Source organism: Aeromonas sobria, assembly GCF_000820145.1.
Classification (GTDB): domain Bacteria; phylum Pseudomonadota; class Gammaproteobacteria; order Enterobacterales; family Aeromonadaceae; genus Aeromonas; species Aeromonas sobria.
The window spans coordinates 184312-201555 of sequence record NZ_CDBW01000016.1 but is presented as its reverse complement, the minus strand read 5'-3'; the positions used below and the strand labels follow the sequence as shown (position 1 = coordinate 201555).

Below are 17244 nucleotides of genomic sequence, written 5' to 3'. Positions count from 1 at the left end.
ATCCGTGGGCATCTGGTCGCGGGTACAAGAGGTTTTGGCTGCAGCCTGCGGGCTGCGCACTGATCGTCCCCTTGAGGCCGAACAGTATCGCAGGAGAGAGATGCGTGAGCGAAAGTCTGGTCATCCGACTGGGGACCAATAAACAACAACCCGTGGCCTGGCTGGTCTGGTCCGGTCAGGAGCAGGAGATCATCGCCTCCGGCACCCTGCCCTCGGCCGATGCACTGACAGAGCTGCAGGAGCGGGCCGGTGGCCGCCCCGTGGTCACGCTAGTGCCGGGCAGCGATCTGGTGTTCCGGCGTGTTACCCTGCCGGGCCGTTACAACAATCAGTCGGCGGCGGCCCTCCCCTACCTGCTGGAAGAGCAGATCGCCTCCGATGTGGAAACCCTGCATCTGGTGGTGCTGGCCAATGAGGGCCCACAAGTCGATCTGATGGCGGTGGATCAGCAAAAAATGAATGAGTGGCTCGGCTGGCTCGATGCCGCTGGCCTCAAGAGCCTGCAACTGCTGCCCGATGTACTGGCGCTGCCACCGGCCGCTGATGGCTGGTCTGCCCTGCAACTCGGCAGCGAATGGCTGGTACGCCAGAGCCCCTGTCAGGGGATCGTCGCCGACGAACCGCTGCTGGCCATGTTGCTGGCAACCGAAGCCGAACCGGTCACCATCCACAGCCACACCCCGCTGCCCGCCATTGCCGCCGCCAACTGGCAGGCGGCAGAGCCCGAATTGCCGATGCTACTGCTGGCCAAGGGGGCACTCAGCTGCCGCGCCAACCTGCTCACTGGCCCCTACCGACCGCAGACCGAATATGCCCGCTACTGGTTGCAGTGGCGCAAGGTGGCCATCACCGCTGGCCTGTTGCTGCTGGTGGCCCTCGGCCAGCGCGGGGTGCAGCTCTATCAGCTCACCGAACAGGACAAGGCGCTGAAAACGGAGATCCGTGCCGTCTATACCCGCATCTTTCCGGGCGAGAACCGCATCGTCAACGTGCGCAGCCAGATGACCCAGCACCTCAAGTTGATGGGGCAAACACCGCAAAACGGCGTGCTGCTGATGCTGACCGAACTGGCCCCCACCTTTGCCGAAGTGCCTGGCCTGAAACCGCAGGTGATGCGCTTTGATGCCAGTCGCCGCGAGCTGCGGCTGCAGGTCACCGCCCCCGGCTTTGCCGAGATCGAGCGGTTCCGTGAGCTGGCAGGCAAGCAATTCGAGGTACAGCAGGGCGAGGTGCGCAGCACCGAGGGCAAGGTAGAGGGTTCACTGGTGCTCAAAGGTAAATCATCATGATGGAAAAATTGCAGAGCTGGTGGCAGGGCATCAGCGCACGGGAACAGCGGTTGGTGGTTGTGGGCGGTGCCCTGCTGCTGGTCGGCCTCTGCTACTGGAGCATCTGGCAGCCCATCGCCAACCGCATTGCGGAGCGGGAGCGGCAGGTGCAGAACCAGCAGCAGACCCTGGCCTGGCTCAAGGAGAAGGGTGAAGAGGTGCTGGCCATGCAGGGTGGCTCGGGTCGCCAGATCGACACCAGCGGCACCCTGGAAGGGGTGGTCAACCGCACCGCCTTCAACCACAAGATCAAGATTGCCCGGCTGCAACCTCAGGCGCAGGAGCTACAAGTGTGGATCGACACTGTCCCGTTCGATGACTTGCTGCTGTGGCTCGCGACGCTGGTGGAGCAACACGGCATTCAGGTCCAAATAATCGAGATCGCCCGCGAGGGGCTGGCCCCCGGTCTGGTCAAAGTCAGACGTTTGCAGCTGAGTCGTCCCCAATGAAAAAACGCATCCTGATTGCCAGCTTCTTTCTGGCGGCCTATTTGGTGTTTCTGCTGGCCACCCTGCCTGCGGCACTGGTGGCGCGATATCTGCCGCTGCCTGCCAACGTCGCCAACTTGCTGAAACTGGAAGGGGTGAGCGGCACCCTCTGGAGCGGCCAGGCAGCCCGGCTGCAATATGCCAGCGAATCGGTGAACCAGCTGCGCTGGGATCTCAACGGTTGGTCGCTGCTGCGCCTCGCCCCCGAAGTGACCCTTCGCTTTGGCGATCGCAACGGGCTCAACGGTCAGGGCGTTGTCGGCTGGAATGGCGCCGCCTTTGGCCGGGATCTGACCCTCAATGCCCCCGCCCCCTGGTTGCTGAGCCGGGTGCCGATGCGCCTGCCGATCCCGATCACCGTCACCGGCCAGCTGCAACTCAAAGTGGATCTGTTTGCCCAGGGCAATCCCTGGTGCGACAACCTCTACGGCAACCTCGACTGGTATAACTCCAGCGCCGATACCCCGGCGGGCAAGCTGGATCTGGCCGACCCCGAGGTGAAACTCACCTGCCTCGACTCCAAACTGGTGGCCGAACTCAAGCAGGGATCCGATGCGGTACAGACCATCGGTCGCCTCGAGCTGCAACCCAATGGCCAGTACCTGTTCCAGGGCACCCTGAAGCCTGGCCCAGAACTGCCTCCGCAGATGCAACAAGGGCTCCCCTTCCTCGGCCAGCCCGACAGTCAGGGCCGCTTCCCCCTGCGCTATCAGGGGCGGATCTAACGCCCTCCCCACCGACCCCGGAGCCACTCCGGGGTCAGTTTTTTCCCCCTTTGTGTCCTCTCACTGCACTGACGCCCTCAGCCCTCACTCATTCAGCCCTTACGTACCGCCACATCCCCTGCAAGGATGTCGGCTACCCCTCTCCACCTGCCCGTTCCGTACGGCAAACGCCAGCCTCTCTCGTCAGTTCATGTGTTGCCGATGGTCAATGAGCGCGCACCTTGTCGAGAAAGCGGCAGATCACCTCAGCAAAACTGAATATCAACCAGATTGCATTGTTTATTAAATGTGAGCTGCCACTCGTTATTGATCTTTTCCAGCCAGGTTTCAGCCATCCACAAGGGGGTAAAAATAACCAACTGAAAAATAACGACTAAACAAGAATTAAAGTCCTCGTTACGCGCCATTCCGCCTCATTCCCTCTGTGCCTGCCCATCAAAATTGTGAGCGATGGCAAAACCACAGGTCAACCAGAGACAATTGATATAAATATCGAAATACCAGATGGAACCCGAGGCTAGATACAATGAGGTCAATTGGAGATGATTGATTTGTCTTTATAGCGCGACAGGCAACCATCTCGACCGATCTGTTCATTTGGTTTTCAAGCGTTGAGGGAAGAGTTATGGAAAAGAAGCGTATCTACCTGTTTTGCTCTGCCGGGATGTCCACTTCACTGCTGGTTTCAAAGATGAAGGCGCAGGCGGAAAAATATGATGTGCCGGTGCTGATCGATGCCTACCCGGAGACCCTGGCTGGCGAGAAGGGACAGGATGCCGATCTGGTGCTACTGGGCCCACAAATCGCCTACATGCTGCCAGAGATCCAGCAGCAGCTGCCGGGCAAACCAGTCGAAGTGATCGACACCCTGCTTTACGGCAAGGTAGACGGCCTCGGCGTACTGAAGGCGGCGGTCGCCTCCATCAAGAAGAGCCTCGCATAGGTAAGGAGATCCCTGTGAGCAACATCATCGCATCGTTGGAGAAGGTCATACTGCCCATTGCCGTCAAGCTGGGCAAACAGCCTCATGTCAACGCCATCAAGAACGGCTTTATCAAGATGATGCCCCTGACGCTGGTCGGGGCTATGTTCGTTCTCATCAACAACGTCTTCCTGAGCTTTGGCGAAGGATCCTTCTTCTACTCCATCGGGGTGCGGCTCGATCCCGCCACCATCACCACCCTGGACGGCCTCAAGAGCATCGGCGGCAACGTCTATAACGGCACGCTGGGGATCATGTCCCTGATGGCCCCCTTCTTTATCGGGCTGGCACTGGCCGAAGAGCGCAAAACAGACCCCCTCGCCTCCGGCCTGCTGTCGGTTGCAGCCTTTATGACGGTCACGCCGTTCAGCGTGGGCGACGCCTATGCGGTCGGCGCCAACTGGCTGGGCGGAGCCAACATCATCTCCGGCATGCTGATAGGTATCGCCGTGGCCGAGATGTTCGCCTTTATCGTCCGTCGCAACTGGGTCATCACCCTGCCCGACAGCGTACCGGCCTCGGTCTCCCGCTCCTTCTCGGCACTGATCCCGGGCTTTATCATCCTCTCCATCATGGGGATCATCTCTTATCTGTTGAGCGATGCCGGCACCAACTTCCACCAGCTGATCATGGACAGCATCGCCAAGCCGCTGTCCAACATGAGCGGTCTGGTGGGCTGGGTCTATGTGATCTTCTCCTCCTTCCTCTGGTTCTTCGGGGTACACGGCATGCTGGCGCTCACCGCGCTGGAATCCGGCATTTTGTTCCCGTTTGCTCTGGAAAACGTCGCCCTCTACAACCAGTACGGCTCGGTTGAGGCGGCCATCGCGGCAGGTAAGGAGTTCCACTTCTGGGCCAAGCCGATCACCGACTCCTTCGTCTTCCTCGGTGGTACCGGTGCCACCCTTGGCCTCATCATCGCCATCTTTATGGTCTCCCGCCGCGATGACTACCGTCAGGTGGCCAAGCTGGGTCTGCCCTCCGGCCTGTTCCAGATCAACGAGCCCATCCTGTTCGGCTTGCCGGTCATCATGAACCCCATTCTGGTGGTGCCCTTCATTCTGGTGCACCCGGTCCTGATGGGGATCACCATGGCGGCCTACTACGCCGGGATCATCCCGCCCATCACCAACATAGCGCCATGGACCATGCCAACCGGCCTGGGAGCCTTCTTCAACACCAACGGCAGCGTGGCCGCCTTCTGTCTGGCGATATTCAACCTGGGGGTTGCGACCATGATGTATATCCCCTTCGTGCTGATTGCCAACAAGGCGCAGAACGTCATCGATGAAGAAGAAGAGAGCGAAGAGGATATCGCTCTGGCCCTGAAGTTCTGATAACAGCCATTCCAATGACAGCAAGGGAGGAGCAAGACTCCTCCCCTAACAGCCTGGAGAAGTAACCCATGCAGTATCGTTTTCCGGATAACTTCTGGTGGGGCAGCGCCAGCTCGGCCCCGCAGATGGAAGGCGCCGCCAACCGCGGCGGCAAATCCGCCAATATCTTTGACTACTGGTTCTCCATCGAGCCCGAGCGTTTCCACAACGGGGTCGGCCCGACCGACACCTCCACCTTCTATGACAACTTCGAGAGCGACATCAAGCTGCTCAAGCAGTTGGGGCACAACAGTTTTCGCACCTCCATCTCCTGGTCACGGCTGATCCCGGACGGAGTGGGCGAAATCAACCAGGAGGCGGTCAGCTTCTACAACGCCGTCTTCGACCGGTTGCTGGTGGAGGGGATTACCCCGCTTATCAACCTCTACCACTTCGACATGCCGATGTGCATGCAGGAGCGAGGGGGCTGGGAAAGCCGGGAAGTAGTGGCCGCCTATGTGCGCTACGCCACCCGCTGCTTCGACCTGTTTGGCGGTCGCATCAAGCACTGGTTCACCTTCAACGAGCCGATCGTGCCGGTCGAGTGCGGCTACCTTGGCCACTACCACTACCCCTGCGTGGTGGATTTTGGCCGAGCGGCCACCGTTGCCTATCACACAGCGCTGGCCCATGCCGGCGCGGTGCAGGCCTATCGCGCCTGCCAGCATGATGGCGAGATCGGCATCATCCTCAACCTGAGCCCGACCTATCCCCGCTCGCAGGATCCGGCAGATATCGCCGCCTCCCGCATCGCGGATCTGCTGCTCAACAAGAGCTTCCTCGATCCGGCCCTGAAGGGGAGCTACGACCCCGAGCTGGTCGCCCTGCTAGAGCAGTACGACTTGCTGCCGCAGCGTGAGGAGGGTGACAAGGAACTGCTCGCCGCCGGCAAGGTGGATATCCTCGGCATCAACTACTACCAACCGCGCCGGGTCAAGGCCAAAGAGGTGGCGTGGCTGGGCGTGCCGCGTACGCCGGAAGATCTGTTCGACTACTACGAGATGCCGGGCCGCAAGATGAACCCCCACCGCGGCTGGGAGATTTACGAACAAGGGGTCTACGACATCCTCACCGACCTGCGGGTCAACTACGGCAACCTGCCCTGCTACATCTCGGAGAACGGCATGGGGGTCGAGGGGGAAGAGCGCTTTATCGGCCCCGAGGGCCGGGTGGAGGATGACTACCGCATCCAGTTCATTCGCGAGCACCTCGAGTGGCTGCATCGCGCACTGGAAGAGGGCAGCGCCTGTCGCGGCTATCACCTGTGGACCTTTATCGACAACTGGTCGTGGCTCAACGCCTACAAGAACCGTTACGGCTTCGTCCGCCTCGATCTGGAGAGCCAGCAGCGCACCATCAAGAAGAGCGGCTACTGGTTTGCCGAGGTCGCGCGCAACCATGGTTTCAATTAACGGTTTCAATTAACGCATTCACGTAAGGAACGACACATGTTCGATCTGGACAGCATCACCGAAGAGGCCACCACCTGCACCGATCTGGAAGAGGTGGTGATGGGGCTCATCATCAACTCCGGGCAGGCCCGCAGTCTCGCCTACACCGCGCTGAAAAAGGCCAAGGAGGGGGATCTGGCTGCCGCCCACCAGCTGATGGCCCAATCCCGCGAGGCGCTCAATGCCGCCCATCTGGTGCAGACCCAGCTGATCGAGGACGATCAGGGCGAAGGCAAGATCCCGGTCACCCTGGTACTGGTCCATGCCCAGGATCACCTGATGACCTCCATGCTGGCCCGTGAGCTGATCAGCGAGCTGATCGAGCTGCACGAAAAGCTGCAGAACCAGTAACCTCCGGACGGGGCGAGAGGCCCCGTCATCGGCCCGCAGATCAGGAAACAACTCATGAGCGTCAAAACAATCCGGGAAACCGAACTGTTTAACAACAAACCGTTCCACATGTTCATCTACAACAAGCAGGTGAGCGGAACCGGTTTGCACCAGCACGACTACTACGAGTTCACCCTGGTACTGACCGGTCGTTACTATCAGGAGGTCAACGGCAAGCGGGTGCTGCTGGAGCGGGGGGACCTGGTGTTTATTCCGCTCGGCTCCCGCCACCAGAGCTTCTACGAGTTCGGCACCACCCGCATCTTCAACGTCGGGATCACCCGCACCTATTTTGACGAGCACTTCAAATACCTGCTGCCGGAGCACTTCGTCGCCTCTCAGGCCTATGCGCTCAAGAGCGAGTTCCTCAGCTACATCGAGTCGGTGCTGGTCTCACCGGGGTTTCGGGAAGAGGCGCTGACCGAATTTCTCGAAGGGGTGACCTACGCGGTGATGAACCGGCTGCGTCACTACAAGGACACCTCCGCCAGCGACGATCTTCCGCTCTGGCTCCACGAAACCGTGGAGCGGATGCACGATCGCCCCCTCTTTGCCGAGGATGCGCTGGCCAACATGGTCTCCCTCTGTGGCAAGAGCCAGGAGTATCTGACCCGGGCCACCCGGCGCTACTACAACAAGACGCCGATGCAGATCATCAACGAAATCCGGATCAACTACGCCAAGATGCAGCTGGAGGTGACCAATAACTCGGTGGCCGATATCGCCTTCGAGACCGGCTACAACGACGTCAGCCTCTTTATCAAAAACTTCAAGAAGCTCACCTCGTTTACCCCGGGCAGTTACCGCAAATATCTCTACCCGAAATTTGAAAGCCCGGCCTGATGCCGGCAGTGAATGCCATGTAAATACAACCGATTGCAATACAAAGCACCGAACATGACCAGCCCCTGCCACAGGCGGCTGCGGCCCCTCTCACCCTGACGACAGAGCGGCCACCATCAAACCGATAGAGATCGATAAAGAGGGATTTATGAGCGAGAAGATCAAGGTAGTGACCATAGGCGGCGGCAGCAGCTACACCCCGGAGCTGGTCGATGGTTTCATCAAGCGCTATGCCGAGCTGCCCATCAGCGAGCTGTGGCTGGTGGATATTCCCGCTGGCGAAGAGAAACTGAACATCATCTTCGACCTCTGCCAGCGGATGATCCGCCAGGCGGGCATTCCCATGACTTTGCACAAGACGCTGGATCGCCGCGAGGCGCTGGTGGGCGCCCACTTCGTCACCACCCAGCTGCGAGTCGGCCAACTGCAGGCGCGAGAGAAGGATGAGCGCATCCCCTTGAGCCACGGCATGCTGGGTCAGGAGACCAACGGCGCAGGCGGCCTGTTCAAGGGGCTGCGCACCATTCCGGTCATCTTCGACATAATTCGCGACGTCGAGGCGCTCTGCCCGGATGCCTGGCTGATTAACTTCACCAATCCGGCCGGCATGGTGACCGAAGCGGTGCGCCGTCATACCAACTTCCGCCGCTTTATCGGGGTGTGCAACATTCCGGTCGGCATGCAGATGTTTGTGCGCGATGCCCTCAAACTGACCGAGCGGGATCACCTCTCCATGGACCTGTTCGGCCTCAACCATCTGGTCTTTATTGGCGATGTGCTGGTCAACGGCGAATCCCGCTTTGACGAGCTGCTGGAAGGGGTCGCCGATGGCAGCCTCACCCGCGCCAGCTCGGTCAAAAACATCTTCGATCTGCCGTTCGATCCCGGTTTTATCCGCGGCCTGCGCCTGCTCCCCTGCTCCTACCTGCGTTACTATTTCAAGGAGAAAGAGATGCTGGGGATCGAGATGGGCGAGTTCTACAAAGGCGGCGCCCGGGCTCAAGTGGTGCAGCAGGTCGAGAAGAAGCTGTTCGAGCTCTACCAGAACCCCGAGCTGTGCGAAAAGCCCAAGGAGCTGGAGCTGCGTGGCGGCGCCTACTACTCCGATGCGGCCTGCGAGGTGATCAGCGCCATCTACAACGACAAGCAGAGCGAGCACTACGTCATCGTGCCCCATCAGGGCCATGTCACCAATATCCCGGCCGACTGGACGGTAGAGATGAGCTGCCTGATCGGGCGTGATGGCGCTATTCCCCATCCGCGTCTCACCCGCTTTGACGACAAGGTGAACGGGCTGGTGCACCTGATCAAGAGCTTCGAGATCGCCGCCGCCAAGGCTGCCATCAGCGGTGACTTTGACGACCTGCTGCTGGCGATGAACCTCAACCCGCTGATCCACTCCGACAACGATGCCCGCATCGTCGCCCGCGAGCTGCTGCTGGCCCACCGCGAACACCTGCCCAACTTCGCCGCCGCCATCGACGCCCTCGCCTGAGGCCAACACGCCCCGCCCGAACCGGCGGGGCGCTTAACCGCAAGGGAACCCTCATGAGCAAGAGATTGATCATCAACGCCGACGACTTCGGCCTCTGCCGCGCCCAGAACTACGGCATCGTAGAGGCGTTCGAGCACGGAGTCGTCAGCTCCACCACTGCGATTGTCACCTCCCCCGCCATCGAACACGCCGCTTGGCTGGCCGGGTGCTTCCCCGAATTGCCAGTCGGGCTGCACTTTATGCTCAGCTGGGGCAAACCACTCACGCCGCTCACCTCGCTGGTGAACGAGCAGGGCGATCTCAACAAGGGGATCTGGCACAAGAGCGAGGCGGGAGAGCTGGATCTGGCCGAGATATCCGGCGAGCTGGCGAGTCAGTATCAGCGCTTTGTCGCGATCTTCGGCAAACCGCCGACCCATATCGACAGCCACCACCATGTTCATATGCTGCCGACTATCTACCCGCTGGTGGAGGCCTTCGCCAAGACGCATGACCTGCCCCTTCGCATCGACCGGGGCGAAATAGCCCGCCACGGCCTGACCGTCACCCACCCGCAAAGCTGCGATCGGTTCGACGACCGCTTCTACGGCGCGCAGCTGACCCAAGCCAGCCTGCTGCAACTGCTCGATGAGGCCAGTGAACAGGGGGCCAATTCGCTCGAAATCATGTGCCACCCCTCCTTTATCGATCTGGAGATGCAAGACAGCTCCTACTGCCAACCCCGCCTCAACGAACTGGCGATCCTGACCGACCCGTCCCTGCCCACCCTTATCGCCGAGCGCGGCTACCGCCTCGCCAGCTATCAAGAGTGGCGGTGTGACGCGAAATAGCGCGAAACAACCAGAACATTGCCGGTGGAAAAAGGAGAGCAGTGAACAGGGATGAGGCGGGCAGGCAAGAAAACGTGAGAGAAGAGACAGGATGACGGCACAAGTACCGCCATCCTGTTTCCGTTACCAATATTTGTTTATCTCGCGGCGCAACGCTTCGGCGGTTGCCTGGCCGCTTTCTGAGGCCAGTGCCCGTCCGGCGATAAAGGTCTTGGCCCGGATCCCTTGAAACAGATGGATATCTTCCGGCACGATACCGCCGGTGATCGACAGCTCCAGACCCAACTCGGAGAGTGCCCGCATCTTGCTCAAATCGGCCTGGGTCCAGCTGACCCCGGCCAGCTCGGCATCCCGCGAGCGGTGATAGATAGCCTGGGTGATCCCCATATCGGCCCACTGTTTGGCATCATCCAGCGTCCAGTTACCGTAAATCTCGATCTGGATCTCCCTGCCAAACTCGTCCGCGACTTTCTTGCAGGCAGCAATGGTAGCAACATGTGCGGCGGCCGATACCGTGATCCAGTCAGCTCCGGCCGAGAAGGCCATGCGGGCCAGAATGGCACCACCATCGGTGGTCTTCATATCGCACACTATGATGTGATCAGGATGACGCTCGCGCATGGTGCGTACCGCAGACATGCCTTCCGCAAAGGCCAGAATAGTACCGACCTCGATCACCTCGACATAACCGGCGACGCGATCGGCAATATCCACGGCGGTAGCAAGATCGGTAGAATCCAGAGCAATCTGTAACATTGGTTTGGTCATAATATATTTCCTTAATTTAAAACCTTGGCGGGGTTGATTGGTCCATTGATTTAAAGTCGATAAAGGGCCGTAACCTGCCGTCACTAACATAAATAGATGAGCGATTTAAATAATTTGCCGACTAATTAGCGCTGGCCGTAATAGGCATTCTCACCATGTTTTCTGAAATAGTGTTTGTCAGACAACTCCTGCGCAATATGTATTGCCGGATTCAACGCTCTGGTTGCCAGCGCCATGGTGGCGACCTCTTCCAGCACCAGCGCATTGTGCACCGCATCCAGCGCACTCTTGCCCCAGCAGAAGGGGGCATGGCCGGTGATGACCACGCCTGGCAAGGCCTGCGGATCCAGATCCCGACGCTGAAACTCTTCGACGATGACCTTGCCGGTATTTTTTTCATAATCAACGCGGATTTCATCTTCGGTCAGCGGACGCGTGCAGGGAATATCGCCATAGAAATAATCGGCGTGGGTCGTGCCCAAGGCGGGAATATCCATTCCCGCTTGCGCCCAAATAGTGCCATGACGGGAATGGGTGTGCACAATACCGGAAATTCCTTTAAACGCTTTATATAAAACCAGATGGGTTGCGGTATCACTGGATGGGGATAAATGCCCCTCGACGATCTGACCTTCCAAATCAACAACCACAATATCGTCAACGGTCATATTGTCGTAAGAGACCCCGGACGGCTTGATGGCCACCACCCCCAGGCTGCGATCAATCTGGGACACATTGCCCCAGGTCAGGGTAACCAGACCGTATCGGGGCAGCAGCAGGTTGGCCGCCAGTACCGCCTCTTTCAATGAGTTGTACATTCCGTTCTCCTGGGCCCCTTGCGGGGCCCCGTTGGGTGCCTCAGGCCACTTGCGCCAGCGCTTGGTCAATGACGTTGAATACATCTACCGTGCTCTGGCATGCTCGCAGCTTGTCGAGGTTGATCCCGCTCTCGCTGTGTTCATCCTCCAGCACTTGAGTGACCTCCATCAGCCCCTCCATGTGTTCATCCGAGGTGCTGCCTGCCAGCGTCACCAGCACATCCACCGGCTCCTCTTCCCCTTCAAATTTCACCGGCGTAGTCAGGGTGACCAGTGCAAACGCCGTGCGATTGACTCCATCTTCTGGCCTCGCATGGGGCATTGCGAACTGGGGAGCAATCACGATATAGGGCCCCATCTTTTCAATGCTGCCGATGATCGCATCGTGGTAGCGAGGCTCCACGGCGCCGGAGCGGATCAGCATGTCGGTGCCCAGTTTGATGGCGCTGCGCCAGTCGCTGGCTGTTGCGTTGAGCAATACAGAGTTGTTTTCCATCAGAGATTGTTTGAATTTCATCTTGTTCTCCTTGCCCGCTGCCGAGTGCAGCGAGGCTCGTTGGATTAATTGGCAAAGTTGCTGTTGATGATGCCCAGCAGTTCATCACCAAACGAATTGGGGTTGAGCATGTTCTGTACGCCCAGCACGAATTTGCCCTCACCGGGGTTCATTTCGCCAGCCAGATGCTTGGAAGAGACAATGATGTCGGTGGTCTGCAGCTTGGTTTTGTAATCGGCCACGGCACAGGAGTCCATGACATGGGGCACGCCACGCTGCTCGAGAAACTTGCCGATCTTCATCTTCATCATCATGGATGAGCCCTGGCCGTTGCCGCATACCGCCAGGATCCGCACTGCATGTCCCCCTTTGGCACTCTCGGCTGGCAAGGCAGGCAGATCGGCCGCTTCTTCTGCCGCGGCAGCACTCGGGACGGCCATATCCTCTTCCATGCGCAGGGTGCGGGAAGCGAAGTACATATAGATCCCGGCGCCGGCCAGCAACACCACGAAGAACAGGGAAGAGAAGGAGAGCCCCTGCATGATCACCGGGAACACCAGCGCCCAGTCAGCCATGCCCATCCAGCCATTGAAGCTGGTGCCATTGACCGCGAACAGGTGGATTGCCCAGGCAGAGCCCAGCACCTCGATGATCCCCATCACGAAGCAGATCTTCATCACTGCGCGCCAGCCGCCAAAGTGGTTGGCGAACACCCCTATGGTGGCGTTGGAGAAGAACATGGGAATGAAGCCCGGGATAATCATGATGGGCGCCTGGAATGCCAGCAAGGCAAGCACCGCGAGGAACTGACCGATGGCACCCCACATGAAGCCAAAGACCATGGCATTCGGTGAGTAGGCGTAGATGGCAGCGCAATCGATTGCCAGGACGGCGTTGGGAATGACCCGTTCGGAGATCCCCTTGAAGGCCTCGGAGAGTTCGGCAACGAACATCCGCACCCCCACCACTATGACCTGAATGGCGACCGCAAACTTGAGGCCGGTCTCGAGAATGTAGATGGACCAGTGGGTCTGACCCGCCATCTGTTGCAGATTATCGAGGCCAAACGAGAGCAGGATGATGCCGAAGAAGAGGGTCATCACGATGGCGGTCGCCGTGATGCTGTCGTGGAAGATGTGCAGCCACTTTGGCAATTTCAGGTGGTCGACGCTCTCTTCCTTATTGCCCAGTTTCGGCGCCACCTTGGTGGCAATCCAGGAGGCGACCTGTTGCTGGTGGCCGATGGAGAAACCCGCGCCGCCAGTCACTTCCTGGGTTGGCTTGAACATGATGTTGGAAGAGATCCCCCAATAGAGCGCCATGATGACGGCGGAATAGAGGATGGTTTCCCACATCGAGGCGCCCATCACCATATAGAAGACCGCGATCAGACCCACCTGCTGAAACATGATGTGGCCGGTCAGCATGATGGTGCGGATCCCGGTATAGCGCCGCAGCAACACCAGCAAAATATTGAGGGCAAGGGCCAGCAATACCGCATAGCCGACCCAGGAGTAGTTCTCCCCCATGGTCTCCATGGTCGCCATCATGGTGGTGTAGGGATCAATCACTGAACCGGTGAGGTGATGATATTCCGCAATCTTGTCCACCACCGGCTTGAAGCCGGCCACCAGCGTACTGGCGCCCACCTGCACCAGCATGAAACCGACGATGGTCTTCACGGTGCCCTTGACGACCGTCGTGCCATCCTGCTTGAGCAACAGGTAGCCAATACAGGTCACCAGCCCCAACAGCAGGGGTGCCTTGGTCATCACCTGACTGTAAAAGATGTAAAAAACGTTGTAGAGGGTTTCCATATTTATGCTCCGTCCAGATGAGGACAACTCATTGCTATTGGATTGGTGCGGATATCTCACCATTCATATGGGCATTGCTTTACCTGACGCCCCGCGAGCAGATTCAACTGTCACCACTCACTGTGGAATCTAAAATAATCATACGTGGTCACATTGTGATTTATTGTGATGAAGATCTAGGTCGGGAGAATCTCTTTTTTCCATCACCCGGATGTGAAATTTCGGTTAAAAGCACACAACAAGCCGCACAAAAGGATTCAAAAAAAACCTAACAATGCACGTAAAACCAATAAACCCTATAAATACAAACACTTAAAATCATACTCATCTCTTGATTGTAATATCCCGCAATTAATCTCATAAAACAATCACGAGAATCATTGATAATCACGAACAGCAATAATATAGTCACAACCAATCAAAACGAATCACTGGCTAGCAACCATGCAGGCCATGTCATCACCCGATGAATCACCACTGCGTGAACCATCCAAACCAGAAAAGGTATGTCAGATGAGCAAGATTGAAGAAATCACCCGTGAATCGTGGATCCTCAGCACCTTCCCCGAGTGGGGCACCTGGCTGAATGAAGAGATTGAGCAGGAAGAGGTCAAACCGGACACCTTCGCCATGTGGTGGCTGGGCTGCACCGGTATCTGGCTGAAGTCTGCCGGCAATACCAACATCTCCATCGACTTCTGGTGCGGCACGGGTAAAAGAACCCATGGCAATCCCTATATGAACAAGCAGCACCAGATGATGCGGATGGGGGGAGTGCGCAAGCTGCAACCCAACCTGAGAACCTCACCTTTCGTGCTCGATCCGTTCGGGATTAAAGATATCGATGCGGTGTTGGCCACCCATGATCATGCTGACCATATCGACGTCAATGTGGCGGCAGCAGTGCTGCAGAACTGTGGGAATCATGTGAAGTTCATCGGCCCCCAGGCCTGTGTCGACCTCTGGTTGCGCTGGGGTGTGCCTGCCGAACGTTGTGTGGTGGCGCGAGTGGGTGACGAGATCCCGGTGGGTGACATCGTGATTCAGGTACTCGATGCCTTTGATCGTACCGCGCTGGTCACCCTGCCGGCAGGAATCTCCTCCACCGACAAGAGCATTCTGGATGGCATGGACGAGCGGGCGGTGAACTATCTGGTCAAGACATCCGGCGGCAATCTTTACCACTCTGGTGACTCTCACTACTCCAACTACTACGCCAAGCACGGCAATGACTACCAGATCGATGTGGCGCTGCTCTCTTATGGCGAGAACCCGCGCGGCGTAACCGACAAGATGACCTCATCAGACATCTTGCGGGCCGGAGAGTCCCTTAATACCAAGGTGGTGATCCCGTTCCACCACGATATCTGGGCCAACTTCCAAAGCGATCCCCGCGAGATCGAAGTGCTCTGGAACATGAAAAAAGAGCGCCTCGATTACCGCTTCAGCCCCTTCTTCTGGCAAGTCGGTGGCAAGTACACCTTCCCGACCGACCAGAGCAAGCTGCACTACCAGCACCCGCGCGGCTTTGATGACATCTTCATCGACGAGCCGGAGCTGCCTTACAAATCCTTCCTGTAAGCACACGTCGGGTAATACCAGGGATGGTGATTGAGATGGGCCAGCAAGGCGTCATCTCAATCACCCCCTCTATTGCCCACTCCCTCACCGGATAACAAGAAGATCAGACGATGCGCTATCACGCCCTGGCCCTCGATCTCGATGGCACCACCCTGACCAGTGCTCACACCATCATGCCGGCCGTCAAAGAGGCCATCATGAGGATCAAGGAGCAGGCCACCGTCATGCTGGTCACCGGCAGACACCATACGGCCGCCCACCCCTATCACCACGAATTGGGCCTGACCACCCCCATCATCTGCTGCAACGGCACCTACGTTTACGACTACGACCAACCCGCTGTGCTGGCAGAGAACGCCATTCCCCATCAGCTGGCACAGCGCTTCATCGCGCTGGCAAGAGAGCACCGGCTCAACCTCGTCATGTATGTCACAGACCGCATGGTCTACTCCGCTCATCAGCCGGTGCGCTACATGGCCGCGTTGCAACAGTGGGCCAACGGCTTTGCGCCGCCAATCCAGCCGCAGGTGGCCACTGTTGACTCGTTTGAAGAGGAGCTGACCAACAGCAGCCATGTCTGGAAATTCGTGGCAGAGGGAGAGATCGCCGCCATTCAGGCTTTCTCAAACCATCCCTGGGTACGCGAGCACTTCAGTGGCGAGCAGTCCTGGTCCAATCGGGTTGATTTTGCCCGCTGTGGCAACAGCAAGGGGGCGCGACTGCAGGAGTATCTGGAACAGCAAGGGATCAGCCCGGCACGACTGGTCGCCATCGGCGACAACCACAACGACACCTCCATGCTCTGTCTCGCGGGGATGGGCATCGCCATGGCCAATGCCGAGCCGGAGGTCAAGCTGATGGCCAACCGGGTCACCCGCGAGAGCAACGACGAGGACGGGATCCTCGAGGTATTGAACCGTTATTTCCCTATCTGAATGCAGGAGCTTGTATGCATAACTTTGACCATGCCTTTCGCCTCGGCCTTTATGAAAAAGCCATGCCCTCCGAACTGGAGTGGCAAGAGAAAATTCTGTCGGCCAAAGAGCTTGGCTTTGATTTCATCGAAATATCCATTGATGAGTCAGATGAAAAACTGCAGCGGCTGGATTGGTCAGATAGCGAAATCTATCAGCTCAGACACCTGTGCGAGCAGCACAGCTTCCCGCTGCACTCCATGTGCCTGAGCGCCCATCGCCGCTTTCCGTTTGGTTCGCAGGATCCGGCCATCCGCGAGCAGGCGGCCATCATCATGGAAAAAGCGATCAATCTGGCCTACAAGCTCGGCATTCGCTGCATCCAGCTGGCGGGCTATGACGTCTATTACGAACCCCAAAGCGAACAGACCCACCACCATTTCGTGGCAGGGATGAAGGCGGCAGCCAAAATGGCAGAGCGGGCAGGCATCATGCTGGGTGTGGAGATCATGGATACCCCCTACCTCAACTCCCTCAGCAAATTTGAGGTGCTGAAAAAGCAGATCCCCTCCCCCTACTTTATGGCCTACCCGGATGTCGGCAATATCACCGGCTGGAACTATGACACCTGCACCGAGCTGCAATTGAGCGCAGACCATATCGTGCAGATCCACCTCAAAGACACCCGCAAGGTATCGGCCGATTGCAACGGGCAGTTCCGTGATCTGGTCATTGGCGAGGGAGAGGTCGACTTTGCCGCCATTTTCAACACCCTGGCAAAAATCGGTTACAACGGGCCCCTGGTGCTGGAGATGTGGGCCAAGGATGCACAGTGGGCCAGCAACCTGAAAACGGCCAAGGCACGACTGGTCGAGCTAGGCCAGCAAGCCGGTCTGGCGCTCGCCTGAACGTCCGTCATCAGAAGAGTTAACAAGGTTGCTG

General features: G+C 58.2%; 18 protein-coding genes. 13 read left to right on the top strand and 5 right to left on the bottom strand.

All coding sequences use genetic code 11. From position 1 onward, the window contains the following. The first annotated feature begins 104 nt into the window (after positions 1–104). From exeL to exeN, 3 genes are read left to right on the top strand one after another with little or no spacing between them, the layout of a single operon-like run. Positions 105–1289 carry a GspL family type II secretion system protein ExeL gene (gene exeL / locus BN1135_RS07830; RefSeq protein ID WP_042020164.1) on the top strand — a complete coding sequence of 395 codons (1185 nt, stop codon included), beginning with the start codon at positions 105–107 and terminating at the stop codon, positions 1287–1289. Further along, positions 1286–1777 carry a GspM family type II secretion system protein ExeM gene (gene exeM, locus BN1135_RS07825; protein WP_042020162.1) on the top strand — a complete coding sequence of 164 codons (492 nt, stop codon included), beginning with the start codon at positions 1286–1288 and terminating at the stop codon, positions 1775–1777. The genes exeL and exeM overlap by 4 nt, the downstream gene beginning before the upstream one ends. Next, on the top strand, positions 1774–2541 hold the full coding sequence (gene exeN / locus BN1135_RS07820; RefSeq protein WP_042020161.1) for a GspN family type II secretion system protein ExeN: 768 nt from the start codon (positions 1774–1776) through the stop codon (positions 2539–2541). Before exeM ends, exeN begins: the two co-directional genes overlap by 4 nt. Positions 2542–2786: 245 nt before the next feature. Here exeN and BN1135_RS22035 read toward each other — a convergent pair whose 3' ends face one another. Beyond that, a complete protein-coding gene (locus BN1135_RS22035) occupies positions 2787–2948 on the bottom strand; it encodes a hypothetical protein (protein WP_175479085.1) in 162 nt (53 codons plus the stop codon). A gap of 218 nt (positions 2949–3166) precedes the next feature. On the opposite strand from BN1135_RS22035, the gene BN1135_RS07815 reads away from it, so the two are divergent. The 7 genes from BN1135_RS07815 to chbG all read left to right on the top strand — a co-directional run bounded on the left by BN1135_RS07815 (position 3167) and on the right by chbG (position 9908). Beyond that, on the top strand, positions 3167–3484 hold the full coding sequence (locus BN1135_RS07815) for a PTS sugar transporter subunit IIB (RefSeq protein ID WP_033135185.1): 318 nt from the start codon (positions 3167–3169) through the stop codon (positions 3482–3484). A 14-nt stretch (positions 3485–3498) separates the two neighbouring features. After that, entirely contained in the window at positions 3499–4860 is a 1362-nt protein-coding gene (gene chbC / locus BN1135_RS07810) for a PTS N,N'-diacetylchitobiose transporter subunit IIC (protein ID WP_042020160.1), read from the top strand. A gap of 68 nt (positions 4861–4928) precedes the next feature. After that, on the top strand, positions 4929–6311 hold the full coding sequence (locus tag BN1135_RS07805; protein ID WP_042020159.1) for a glycoside hydrolase family 1 protein: 1383 nt from the start codon (positions 4929–4931) through the stop codon (positions 6309–6311). 36 nt (positions 6312–6347) lie between these two features. Then, on the top strand, positions 6348–6701 hold the full coding sequence (chbA, locus tag BN1135_RS07800; RefSeq protein ID WP_042020157.1) for a PTS N,N'-diacetylchitobiose transporter subunit IIA: 354 nt from the start codon (positions 6348–6350) through the stop codon (positions 6699–6701). Positions 6702–6755: 54 nt separating this feature from the next. After that, entirely contained in the window at positions 6756–7583 is an 828-nt protein-coding gene (gene chbR / locus BN1135_RS07795; protein WP_042020156.1) for a transcriptional regulator ChbR, read from the top strand. 148 nt (positions 7584–7731) lie between these two features. Continuing rightward, on the top strand, positions 7732–9078 hold the full coding sequence (locus BN1135_RS07790; protein WP_042020155.1) for a 6-phospho-beta-glucosidase: 1347 nt from the start codon (positions 7732–7734) through the stop codon (positions 9076–9078). 53 nt (positions 9079–9131) lie between these two features. Further along, the gene (gene chbG / locus BN1135_RS07785) at positions 9132–9908 is read left to right on the top strand and encodes a chitin disaccharide deacetylase (protein WP_042020154.1); all 777 of its coding nucleotides are present in this window, start codon (positions 9132–9134) and stop codon (positions 9906–9908) included. Between the two features lie 123 nt (positions 9909–10031). On the opposite strand, the gene BN1135_RS07780 is transcribed toward chbG, so the two are convergent. The 4 genes from BN1135_RS07780 to BN1135_RS07765 all read right to left on the bottom strand — a co-directional run bounded on the left by BN1135_RS07780 (position 10032) and on the right by BN1135_RS07765 (position 13807). Further along, positions 10032–10676: a 3-keto-L-gulonate-6-phosphate decarboxylase UlaD gene (locus tag BN1135_RS07780; RefSeq protein ID WP_042020153.1), complete on the bottom strand. Its 645-nt coding sequence runs from the start codon at positions 10674–10676 to the stop codon at positions 10032–10034. A 125-nt stretch (positions 10677–10801) separates the two neighbouring features. Further along, positions 10802–11494: an L-ribulose-5-phosphate 4-epimerase gene (locus BN1135_RS07775; protein WP_042020152.1), complete on the bottom strand. Its 693-nt coding sequence runs from the start codon at positions 11492–11494 to the stop codon at positions 10802–10804. A 40-nt stretch (positions 11495–11534) separates the two neighbouring features. Next, the gene (locus BN1135_RS07770; protein ID WP_042020150.1) at positions 11535–12011 is read right to left on the bottom strand and encodes a PTS sugar transporter subunit IIA; all 477 of its coding nucleotides are present in this window, start codon (positions 12009–12011) and stop codon (positions 11535–11537) included. 44 nt (positions 12012–12055) lie between these two features. Beyond that, on the bottom strand, positions 12056–13807 hold the full coding sequence (locus BN1135_RS07765) for a PTS ascorbate-specific subunit IIBC (RefSeq protein WP_042020148.1): 1752 nt from the start codon (positions 13805–13807) through the stop codon (positions 12056–12058). A 513-nt stretch (positions 13808–14320) separates the two neighbouring features. Here BN1135_RS07765 and ulaG point away from each other — a divergent pair. The 3 genes from ulaG to BN1135_RS07750 all read left to right on the top strand — a co-directional run bounded on the left by ulaG (position 14321) and on the right by BN1135_RS07750 (position 17210). Further along, complete coding sequence (ulaG, locus tag BN1135_RS07760; protein WP_042020146.1) at positions 14321–15388, top strand: L-ascorbate 6-phosphate lactonase; 1068 nt, start codon at positions 14321–14323, stop codon at positions 15386–15388. A 110-nt stretch (positions 15389–15498) separates the two neighbouring features. Beyond that, positions 15499–16323, top strand: coding sequence for a Cof-type HAD-IIB family hydrolase (locus tag BN1135_RS07755; RefSeq protein ID WP_042020145.1), 825 nt, complete (start codon positions 15499–15501; stop codon positions 16321–16323). Positions 16324–16337: 14 nt separating this feature from the next. Beyond that, positions 16338–17210 carry an L-ribulose-5-phosphate 3-epimerase gene (locus BN1135_RS07750; protein WP_042020143.1) on the top strand — a complete coding sequence of 291 codons (873 nt, stop codon included), beginning with the start codon at positions 16338–16340 and terminating at the stop codon, positions 17208–17210. Positions 17211–17244 lie beyond the last annotated feature (34 nt).